The following is a 10,945-nucleotide window of genomic DNA, read 5'->3' as shown; positions in this document are numbered from 1 at the left end:
GCGGCGGTGAAGAGCAAGGCGGCGGCCAAGAGCAAGGCGGCGGTGAAGAGCAAGGTGGCGGCCAAGAGCAAGGCGGCGGTGAAGAGCAAGGTGGCGGCCAAGAGCAAGGCGGCGGTGAAGAGCCACCCCCAGTTGACCCTACAGAGCAAGTAGTTACGGAATATTCCGGCGTGACTGGGGCAACCCAGGTGGCTGATTCCGGTACCGATGAGATGAACAGTAACTCCAACCTGGGGGATGCTGCCTCCAAGGCGATGATTGATATGGCCCATGATGTACATACGGTAAGCCTTACTGATGATCAGATTGCCCGTATGTTGTCGGGAGATGATGGGGCAGATATTGCTTCCAACAAGACCGGTGTAGTAAATGAGCAGATTGAAATATCTGAATATGCCGACGGAGATAATGCAGGAAAGGTGGAAAAGTAAGAAATGAATAAATCAGTATTAGCGGCAGCGGTGCTTTCCTGTGTGGCAAGTATGTCAGCTTTTTCGGTGGCAGGAGCCGCACCTGCCGTTCCTGAGCCAGGTGACAGTCTGGAGGCGGTAACAGAAAAGCCGGCTCCAGAATTGGACAATCAATTGCCAAATCCGGCCAGTCAAAAGCCGGCCCTGCGGTTTACTCTTAATGACATTAAGGTGGAGCAGCCGGAGACCAATTTTGATCAAAAGCAGCTTCAGGCCATTGCCAGTAAAGCTGTGGGCCATGAGATTACGGTAAAGGATTTGGACAGCGTCTTATGGGAGCTGGCTACCTATGGACGGAGCCATGGCTATCCGGCAGCTTATGCCTATGTGCCGGAACAAAAGGCCAAGGGAGGCGTCCTGATAGTCCGTTTGGCTCTGGGCCGCTATGATGAAATACAGGTGGATAGCCACGTGAAGCCTGCTCAGGCCGAGCGGGCCCGTGGCTTGCTGGCAGGATTGAAATCAGGGGGCATTATCGAGGAAAAGTCCCTGGAGACTAGTCTGTTTAACGTTAATGAAATGTATGGTGTGGAGGCCCGTGGTTCCTTGAAGCCGGGCAGCAAGGATGGTACCAGTAACCTGACGGTTACCCTGACACCAGGGAAAAAGCAGACGGCCACCCTGTATGCCGATAATTATGGCTCCAAGTCCTCCGGACGGTACCGTTACGGCTTTCAGGCGGATTTTATGGGCCTGGGGGATACGGACAGCCGCTTTACAGTAGGTGGACTCCTGTCCAACAATAATTTGCACAATTACAATTTGGGCTGGGAAACCCATGTGGGCCACAGTGCCACCACCCTTGGCATCCGGTACAGCCGCATGGATTATCAGCTGGGCAGTATCTTTACTGACCTGGATGCCCGTGGTATAGCCAATACCCTTAATATTTACGGCAAAACACCGTTGTGGAAAACGGTGGGCTCCAGCCTGTCCGTAAAGTATGGCTTTGCCTATCGGACGATGACCGATGAAATGCGCAATAACGGGGTCAATATCAAAAAGCACAGCAATGTGGGACATGTTGGCTTGGAGGGCATGCTGCGCAATACGACCAGCGGCTTCTCCATGCGATATGATGTGGCTGGCTATATCGGCGATGTGGCCTCAGATTCCCAATGGGGGGATATAGTGGGCCAGGCCGGCAATACCCTGGGTAATTTTACCAAGGGAGTTTTGGAGGTCAATGCCTTGCAGAAGCTGGGCCGGGATTTTGATTTGGTATTTAACTTCCAGGGGCAAAAGTCCAGCCGGAACCTGGACAGCTCAGAGCAGCTGTTCCTGGGCGGCCCCCGTGGTGTCAGGGCATATCCTTCCGGTGACGGGGCCGGAGATGAGGGCTATCTCAGCACCCTGGAGCTTCATTACCGTACACCGTTGCAGGGCTTGATGTTTAGGGCCTATTATGACATGGGTCATGTAAAGGTGGCCCGGGATGGTCATTTGGGCGGCCAGACCCTGAAGGGCTGGGGCATAGGCCTGACCTATCAGCATCCTGATCATTATTTTGTAAAGCTGGATTACGCCCGCCGCATCGGGCTGACCAATAACCCCAGCGAGGACGCCAAGAGTCCACAGCGTATCTGGTTCCTGGTGGGTAAAACCTGGTAAGGAATGTTAAATTTAAACAGGCTGTTGCATTGATGAGAGCATCAACTGCGATGGCCTGTTTTTTGTGGGGAAAATTACAGAGCTGGGGGAGATTTTTTGGTGTGGCGGTATATTTCAGCCAGTTATGTTATGTAAATCATGGAGTATATGCTATAATTTAACCAGATTGTTTGATAACCTAAAAGAATAGCTAAATGGTGTAATGGATGTTTAGGTATGGATTTTATCAAGAAGACTATGGAAATAGAAAATAAAAGTATGGAAATAATTGCGCCTCACCTCAAGGGGCTGAACCTGAATGAAGAGGAGACCAAGGTTTATTCCCGGATGATTCACGCGGCAGGCGATGTGGAATACGCTCCCATTATCCGCTTGCATCCAGAGGCCATTGCTGCCGGCAAGGAAGCAATAAAGGGAGGCTGCAATATCTACACCGATGTGGAAATGGTCCGTACCGGCATCAATAAACGGAAGCTGGCCACCTTTGGGGGAGAGGTGTTCTGTCGGGTAGCTGACCCGGAAATTGCCAGGGAAGCCAAGGAAAAGGGAATTACCCGCTCCATGGCCGCCATGCAAAGCTTTGGCAAGGACCTGGAGGGGTCGATAATTGCCATTGGCAATGCCCCAACAGCCCTCTTTGAGGTGCTGCGCATGGTGGAGGAGGAGAAGCTGCATCCGGCCCTGATTGTGGGTATTCCCGTGGGCTTTGTAGGGGCAGCCGATTCCAAGGCGGCCCTTGCCAACAACACTTTGGTGCCCTATGTAACGGTGGAGGGCACCAAGGGAGGCAGCCCAATTGCCGCTTCGGTAATAAATGCCATTATGTACATCATCGACAATGAGCGCGTATAAGGGCAGTAAGGAGCGTTAGAGATGGAATGCCGTATACCAAGGGTGGTCATTGGGGCCACCAAAAGTGGGTCCGGGAAGACCACCATAGTTACCGGCTTATTGGCGGCATTGCGCCAACGGGGGCTTCGGGTTCAGCCCTACAAGGTGGGACCGGATTATATAGATCCCGGCTATCATCGCCTGGCCAGTGGCCAGTCCTCCCACAATCTGGATTCCTGGCTGATGTCCATGGACACCATGGTGGAGGTCTTTGCCTCATCGGCGGCTCAGGCTGATTTGGCGGTAATTGAGGGCGTCATGGGCCTTTATGACGGAGGAAATAAGGGGATCAGCTCCACGGCAGAGATTGCCAAGCGATTGGCGGCTCCGGTGGTGTTGGTGCTGGACTGTAAATCCATGGGAGCCTCGGCGGCAGCTGAGGCCCTGGGCTTTAAGCTGTACGATCCGGCAGTAAAATTAGCTGGCGTAATATTAAATCGCCTGGGCTCCGACAATCATGAGCGCATTATCCGGGAGGCCCTGGAGCAGCTCGATATTCCCGTTTTGGGGGCAGTCCGCCGCAATGATGAATTAATTATGCCGGAGCGTCATCTGGGGCTGCTGCCCGTGGAGGAAAATCAGGAGCAGGCAGTCATCAACCGCATGGGACAGGCCATGGCTGCCCAGCTCGATTTAGAGAAAATTATTCGCATTGGGGAACAGGCTGAGGCCCTAAAGGTGGAGGATAAATCCAGCAGGGAGACCGGTGTACCACAGGTGCGTATCGGCCTGGCCCGGGATGAGGCCTTTTCCTTTTATTATCCTGAGAGCGTTGGGGTGCTGGAGAAAATGGGGGCTGAGATTGTGGAATTCAGTCCATTGAATGACAGGAAGCTGCCCCAGGTGGAGGGACTGATATTTGGCGGCGGCTTTCCGGAGATGTTTGCCGACAGGCTCAGCGGCAACCGGGAGCTTATGGCGCAGATCCGTTGGGCAGCCGAGGCTGGTATGCCGATTTATGCCGAGTGCGGCGGCTTCATGTTTTTGGCCAAGGCCATGGAGGATTTTGCGGGAAGGGTTTATTCCATGTGTGATATTCTTCCCTGCCAGGTAAAAATGAACAAGAAATTGCAGATGGTGGGCTACGTGTCGGCCCGGCTTCAGCAGGACAGTATTTTGGGGAAAAAGGGCGATACTATAAAGGGCCATGAGTTTCATTTCTCCACCGAGTGGGATGGAGACGAGACGGCAGAGGCCCAACGGGCCTTCGCCTTTACCCGGGCCAGAAACGGTGCCCAATATTTGGGGGGCTATTGCCGAGGCAATGTATTAGGCTCCTATCTTCATATGCATTTTGCCGGCTATCACCGGGCCGCTGAGTGCTTTATAGGTAAATGTGTGGAATTTAAGCAGAAAAATAAGGGACAGCTATGGGAAAAATAATTTTAGTTACCGGTGGTGCCCGAAGCGGCAAAAGCTCCTTTGCGGAGCAGTTTGTGGCGAAGCATGGCAGCAGGGTGGGGTATATTGCCACCTCCAAAATTTGTGACGAGGAAATGGAATATCGGGTGAAGCTTCATCGGGAGCGGCGCCCGGCGGAGTGGAAAACCTTTGAGGCCCCGGAGAATGCCCATAAGGTCATAGCAGAGCATGGCCAGGTCTATGATATGTTTCTCTTTGACTGCATGACGATTTATGTCAGCAACATTCTGAGCACCGTCCGGGATATTGACGATTTTGATGCTAATTATGAAATTGTGACGGGGAAGCTTAAGGAGCTTATTGCGGCTATATTGGGGTCAGATGCTACGGTGGTAATTGTCACCAACGAGGTGGGCAGCGGAATAGTTCCCAATAATCGTCTGGCCCGGGAATACAGGGATTTGGCCGGACTGGCCAACCAGCTGCTGGCTCAGGCGGCGGACCGGGTCTTTTTGGTGGTTTCCGGTATACCGGTGGATATTAAACGGCTGGCTGAGGAAATTTGATGAATAATGTTTATACAAGGGGTTAATAATGGCAAATAAGATTATGTGCATGGGAACCTCCTCCCATGTGGGAAAAAGTATATTGACTACCGCCCTGTGCCGGATTTTTTATCGGCAGGGGAAGCGGGTGGTACCCTTTAAGGCCCAGAATATGGCCCTTAATTCCTATGTTACCCGGGATGGGGACGAAATGGGCCGGGCCCAGGTGGCCCAGGCTGAGGCCGCCGGCATGGAGCCCATGGTGGATATGAATCCGGTGCTGCTGAAGCCTACAGGCAATTCCTGTTCCCAGGTGGTGATTATGGGTAAGCCGGTGGGCAATATGTCCGCCAGGGAATATCATCAGGGGTATTCCCTCAAGGCCTTTGAGGCAGTCAAGGAGGCTCTGGGCCGTCTGGACCGGGAGTTTGATACCATAGTTATCGAGGGAGCCGGCAGTCCGGCGGAGGTAAATCTCAAGGCCAATGATATCGTTAATATGCGGGTGGCCAAATATTTAAATGCCCCGGTTCTCCTGATAGCGGATATAGATCGGGGCGGGGCCCTGGCCTCTCTGGTGGGTACCCTGGAATTATTGGACGAGGATGAGCGGGCCTTGGTGAAGGGGCTGGTTATCAATAAATTCCGGGGGGATGTAAGCCTCCTCACACCGGCCCTGGATTTTTTGGAGAAAAAAACGGGCAAGCCGGTTCTCGGGGTGGTACCCCATATTGAACAAATGGGCATAGATGATGAGGACTCCGTATCCCTACAGGAAAAGCAGGCTGTGCCTATGAATGGTGATATCAAAATTGCCGTTATCCAGACCCCGAAGATTTCCAATTTTACGGATTTTGATGCCCTGGCCAATGAGGGGGATGTGTCCTTATATTACGTCCAGGAGGCCGCAGCCTTTGGGACTCCGGATATTGTTATGCTGCCAGGCAGCAAAAATACCACCGAGGATATGCTGTATCTGGACAAATCCGGCATTGGTTCGCTGATAAAAAAGCATGCTGAGGCCGGGAAGGCGGTTATTGGCATTTGCGGCGGCTATCAGATGCTGGGTGAAAGGATTATGGATCCCCATCATACCGAGTCAGATAATGATGAGGTCAGGGGGTTGGGCCTCCTTGGTATGACCACCCTGTTTGCTGAAAGGAAGCTAACCAATCAGGTAAGGGCTGACTGCAATGGCTTGCAGTTTATGAACCAGACAATCAATGCCCGGGATTTGGCCGGCTATGAAATCCACATGGGTCAGACGGAGTTCGTCAGAGACTCGGACCGCCATCCCTTCGTTATAAAGGAGCGCAGCCGCAAGGCCTGCAGCAGTACAGAGGGAACGGCCTGTGCCGCAGGCAATGTGTTTGGCACCTATATCCATGGGGTGTTTGACAACGATGAATTTAGGCGCAGTGTGCTGAATGCGGTCCGCCGGACCAAGGGGCTGGAGCCGTTGAAAAATACCAGAAATGTTATGGCGGAAAAGCAGCAAAGCTATGAGCGGTTGGCCGATATTGTAGAGCAGCATTTGGATATGGATAAATTAATGGAAATAATGGGTGAGAAGAATTAATGGTAACAGCTATAATAGCATTTTTTATGGATGCGGTAATGGGGGATCCCCGGAGCAAGCTTCATCCGGTGGTGCTTATCGGCAACCTCATTGCCGGTATCGAGGGAATGCTCTACAGCAAGGATGACAGTGATAACAGGAAGCTCATATTAGGCGGCTTCCTGGTTGTTTTGGTTTTACTATTCACCTTTACAGTAGTAAATGGTATAATGAATTTGGTAAATTTGTTGGATAATGTTTATGTTATAACCCTTATAGAGGCGTTTTTTCTTAGCTTTACGATTTCCCCAAAAATCCAGGCGGCAGCCGGCAAAGAGCTATATGATTATTTGGCGGCTGATGACCAGGAGCAGGCCCGGTATAAGGTGGGCTGGATTGTGGGTCGGGATACGGAGGAGCTGACGCCGGGAGAGGTGTCCCGGGCCACAATCGAAACTATAGCGGAAAATACGGTGGATGGCATTATTGCCCCCCTGTTTTATTTTGCCATAGGTGGTGTACCCCTGGCCTTCCTGTACCGGGCAGTGAATACCCTGGATTCTATGGTAGGGTATAAAAACGATCGATATATGTATTTCGGTCGGGTGGCAGCCAGAACCGATGATGTTCTGGGCTATATCCCCGCGCGGATTACCGGTCTTTTGTTCGTGGTGTCTGCCTTTATATTGGGCTATGATGGAAAAAAGGCCTGGCAGATTTTACGGCGGGATGCGGCCAAGCACCCCAGTCCCAACGGGGGCTGGGCTGAGGCAACGGTGGCCGGGGCCCTGCATATACGCCTGGGAGGCTTTAATTCATATTTTGGCAGGGTCCATTTTCGTGAATATATGGGGGATCCCATAGAAGAATTGGGACTTGACCATATTATGAAGACAATTCGTCTGATGTATACAGATACTATTTTGTTTTTGATAATATGTCATTTGTTATTTGTAATTTGTAGCGTGGGAGTTTTTTAAATGCATGCGTTTCTGATAGGGTTGCAGTTTTTGACCCGAATCAATATAGTAAGACAGACGGTTTGGACGGAAGAGGATTTTGGCAAAAGCGTCCGGTATTTTCCCCTGGTGGGGGCTGTGCTGGGCTGTATATATGGCGGCCTGGCCTGGCTGCTTTGTCATTTCCTGCCAAGCTGCGGCATTAATTTACCTCATCATTTAACCCATGTTTTCTTTGTGGCATTGCCTGTGCTTATTACCGGGGGCATTCACTGCGACGGCTTTATGGACACGGTTGATGGAATTTTTTCCGGCAGGGACAGGGAACGGATGCTGGAGATCATGAAGGACAGCTGTACCGGTGCCTTTGCAGTGGTGGCCTTTGTTCTGCTCATGCTCTTTGAATTTGGGGCCATATCCGATTTGCCGGTGGAAAAATTGCCGGTGGCGCTCTTCGTTATGCCAATCATTTCCCGAATGATGATGGTGCTGACCATAGCCCTTTATCCCTATGCCAGAAAGGAAGGAATGGGCAAGTCCTTTAGGGGATATACCAGCAAGCCGGTTTTGGCGGTGGTGATGCTATATGGTATGGCTATGGTTGTTCCCTGGGGGATTACTGCCATGGCGGCCCTGTTGGTAGCATTTTTATTCACCATATTCTTTTGCAATTATGTGACTAAAATATTAGGGGGAGTAACCGGTGACGTTTATGGGGCGGTTACTACCCTGTGCGAGCTGGTGGTTTTGGTCGTATTTACATGTAATATACCTTTTTAAGAGGGGGAGAGATAAATGTTATTGGAAGTATTAGTTCCCGGCTCCTGTGGGGAGATTGCACAGGGCTGGCGAAATGGGCAGCCCTTTATGGTTACCTGTCCTATAGGGCTGTATTCCAGAGCTTTGGTAACAGAAAGAACCTCTGCAAAAACCGGCTTTGGCAAGAAGGCCCGTGCCGCACTGAAAAACACAGTGGGATACATGGGGTTTACTGACTTTCCCCTGGGAATTGCTTTGGAGTCTCAGCTGCCTACCGGTAAGGGAATGGCGGCCAGCACGGCGGATATTGTTGCTGTAATACAGGCTGTAGCCACAGCTATTGATGAAGAGCTGGAGCCGGAGGAGGTAGCCGAGATTGCGGCGGGAATTGAACCGACGGATGGTACCTTTTACCCCGGTGTAGTTCAGATGGATTATATGACCGGAAAGCTGATTGAAACCTACAAGCCGGTACCCAAGATAATTATAGCCATGTTTGATACCGGTGGAACGCTGAATACCATCGAGTTCCATTCGGATTATTCCCAAAATCATGGCAATGATGACAGCCCGGCGGAGCTGCTGGAGGCCGTGGATTCCCTGAGCAGAGATTTTTCACCGGAAAATATTGGCCGGGTAGCCACCATGAGTGCCAGGGCCAATCAGAAGCTGGTGGAAAAGCCCCAGCTGGAGGAAATTATCGAATTTGCCGAAGGCCAGGGGGCCCTGGGCGTAAATGTGGCCCACAGCGGCACCATGCTGGGGTTGCTGTTCAGACCGGATGAATCCATGCGGAAGGTTATGGATATAGTCAAGGCTATGGGAGAAAAATTCCCTAAGCTGGAATATTTTGAAACAGAACGTCTGACCTCAGGCGGCTGGATTATAAGACAAAGATGATTAGAGGATGTATTGGTAAAGCATGAAGCCTTTTGAACATGGTGGTAATGTGTATAGTGCCGGAGTTCACAATCCAGCGGTTGTGGACTTCAGTGCTAATATAAATCCACTGGGACTATCAGACAGCATAAAAAAATCGATAATGGATAATATGGAGAGCCTGGTTCACTATCCCGATCCTGCGGGAGCTTTGCTGAAGCAGGCTATTTCTGTGCATTATGGTGTAGCTGAAAAGAGGATAATACTGGGTAACGGGGCCGTGGAGCTGATGTATATTTATTTCCACTGCGTTAAGCCGGACAAGGTGCTTATTCCTGTACCCTCCTTCAGTGAATATGAACGGGCGGCCCTGGCTGCCGGATGTGAGATAAGACGGCTCTATATGGATAAGGGCCGGGAATTTACTCTGGACAGGGCTGCGCTGATGGAGCTGCTGCCTGAGGTGAATACGGTGGTATTGGGCAATCCCAATAATCCAACGGGAGAGCTGATTGACCGGGTGGAGCTGGAGGCTATTTTAGCCAGGGCCCTTGTTACCCAGACAGATGTATTGGTGGATGAGTCCTTTTTGGATTTTTTGCCCCATGATGGGAATTATCGGGTAATGGATTTAGTGGAAAAATATCCTAATCTGCTGGTGCTTCGCTCCATGACCAAGTTTTTTGCTATACCCGGCCTGCGGCTGGGCTTTGGTGCAGCCCATAAGCAGCTTATGGAGAAATTGGAAATGGGCAGGGATCCCTGGAATGTTAATCTTTTGGCTCAAATGGCCGGTGTGGCGGCATTAAAGGATAGGGCTTATCAAATGGATACCCGGCAGATTATTCCCGTATGTATGAATTATTTGTACGATGCCCTGTCGGGTATCAGCGGCCTCAAGGTCTATAGGCCATCAGTGAATTTTATATTGATAAGTATTGAAGGGACCGGACTGACCAGCAGCGAATTTACGGCCATGCTGGGGGAATATGGTATTCTTGTACGGGATTGCAGCAATTATCCGGGAATGGATGCTTATCATGTACGGGTGGCCGTAAGACTGCGGGCTGATAATGAACAGCTGGTGGCTAGGATTAAACAGGTGCTGAATAACAAGGTGGGAAGGTGATTGCCATGACAAAGGTGGTTTTGGTCCGTCATGGACAGACGGTATGGAATAAGCTGGGCAAATATCAGGGTCAGGCTGATATTGAATTAAGTGAGATAGGCAAGGCCCAGGCTCTTCGCCTGGGGGAAGGCTTTCCCCTGGACCATATAGATAAAATATATTCGAGTCCCCTGGTACGTGCCAGGGAGACCGGGGAGGCCATAGGGCGGCATTTTGCCATGTCCGTGGAGACCTGCCAGGAATTTTGCGAGATCAGCTTTGGTCAGTGGGAGGGCCTTACCTACGAGGAAATCCACGGCCAATGGCCCCAGGAGCATGAGCTGCTGTTCAGCCGGCCGGACGAACTGATTTGTCCCGGGGGAGAAGGTTTTGTGGAGGTCCAGAAACGGGCAGTGGGCAAAATGGAAGCCATAATCAGGGCTAATCCGGACAAAACGGTGGTAATAGTGGCCCATGGGGGAGTAATACGGACTCTTCTATGCCATGCCCTGGGAATGCCTCTAAGAAATATGTGGCGCATACGTCAGGATAATACGGCTGTAAATATTGTGACGGCCTACGATGAAGGAATGACTGTGGAGCTGATGAATTCCACTGAGCACTTAACTGGCACCGACCTGGCACCCCAAAATAATAAGTGGATAAAAAAGAGTTGACAATAATATAAAAAGATAGTATCATAATCAACGTTGTCACAAGAGAGGGTTAAAGCTTCATCAGGACAACAAAAAAATAAATATCAAAAAGTGCTTGACATAAAAGCAACTTAGAGATATTATATA

The 10,945-nt window shown here is 50.9% G+C and carries 11 protein-coding genes; all 11 read left to right on the top strand.

Annotation, left to right across the window (positions count from 1 at the left end):
- The coding region (locus tag Q0Y54_RS08675) for a hypothetical protein (protein ID WP_297966395.1) at positions 1-431 on the top strand (431 nt) is incomplete at its 5' end.
- A 3-nt stretch (positions 432-434) separates the two neighbouring features.
- Entirely contained in the window at positions 435-2,081 is a 1,647-nt protein-coding gene (locus Q0Y54_RS08670) for a ShlB/FhaC/HecB family hemolysin secretion/activation protein (RefSeq protein WP_297966394.1), read from the top strand.
- A gap of 216 nt (positions 2,082-2,297) precedes the next feature.
- Positions 2,298-2,933: a precorrin-8X methylmutase gene (locus tag Q0Y54_RS08665; protein WP_297966393.1), complete on the top strand. Its 636-nt coding sequence runs from the start codon at positions 2,298-2,300 to the stop codon at positions 2,931-2,933.
- A gap of 21 nt (positions 2,934-2,954) precedes the next feature.
- Complete coding sequence (locus Q0Y54_RS08660; protein WP_297966392.1) at positions 2,955-4,355, top strand: cobyrinate a,c-diamide synthase; 1,401 nt, start codon at positions 2,955-2,957, stop codon at positions 4,353-4,355.
- Positions 4,343-4,900: a bifunctional adenosylcobinamide kinase/adenosylcobinamide-phosphate guanylyltransferase gene (gene cobU / locus Q0Y54_RS08655; RefSeq protein WP_297966390.1), complete on the top strand. Its 558-nt coding sequence runs from the start codon at positions 4,343-4,345 to the stop codon at positions 4,898-4,900. Before Q0Y54_RS08660 ends, cobU begins: the two co-directional genes overlap by 13 nt.
- 28 nt (positions 4,901-4,928) lie before the next feature.
- Positions 4,929-6,458 carry a cobyric acid synthase gene (locus tag Q0Y54_RS08650; RefSeq protein ID WP_297966388.1) on the top strand — a complete coding sequence of 510 codons (1,530 nt, stop codon included), beginning with the start codon at positions 4,929-4,931 and terminating at the stop codon, positions 6,456-6,458.
- On the top strand, positions 6,458-7,417 hold the full coding sequence (cbiB, locus tag Q0Y54_RS08645) for an adenosylcobinamide-phosphate synthase CbiB (RefSeq protein ID WP_297966386.1): 960 nt from the start codon (positions 6,458-6,460) through the stop codon (positions 7,415-7,417). The genes Q0Y54_RS08650 and cbiB overlap by 1 nt, the downstream gene beginning before the upstream one ends.
- Entirely contained in the window at positions 7,418-8,176 is a 759-nt protein-coding gene (cobS, locus tag Q0Y54_RS08640; RefSeq protein ID WP_297966384.1) for an adenosylcobinamide-GDP ribazoletransferase, read from the top strand.
- 15 nt (positions 8,177-8,191) lie between these two features.
- Positions 8,192-9,055 (top strand): GHMP kinase, encoded by an 864-nt coding sequence (locus Q0Y54_RS08635; protein WP_297966383.1) that lies wholly within the window; start codon positions 8,192-8,194, stop codon positions 9,053-9,055.
- Positions 9,056-9,077: 22 nt separating this feature from the next.
- Positions 9,078-10,163 carry a threonine-phosphate decarboxylase CobD gene (gene cobD, locus Q0Y54_RS08630; RefSeq protein WP_297966381.1) on the top strand — a complete coding sequence of 362 codons (1,086 nt, stop codon included), beginning with the start codon at positions 9,078-9,080 and terminating at the stop codon, positions 10,161-10,163.
- A 5-nt stretch (positions 10,164-10,168) separates the two neighbouring features.
- Positions 10,169-10,819, top strand: coding sequence for a histidine phosphatase family protein (locus Q0Y54_RS08625; protein WP_297966379.1), 651 nt, complete (start codon positions 10,169-10,171; stop codon positions 10,817-10,819).
- Positions 10,820-10,945: the final 126 nt, after the last annotated feature.

The sequence above is a fragment of the uncultured Anaerovibrio sp. genome (assembly GCF_947302755.1).
In the GTDB taxonomy this organism is placed as follows: domain Bacteria; phylum Bacillota; class Negativicutes; order Selenomonadales; family Selenomonadaceae; genus Anaerovibrio.
Note: the sequence above shows the minus strand (reverse complement) of the source record. Positions and strands in the feature narration are given on the sequence as shown.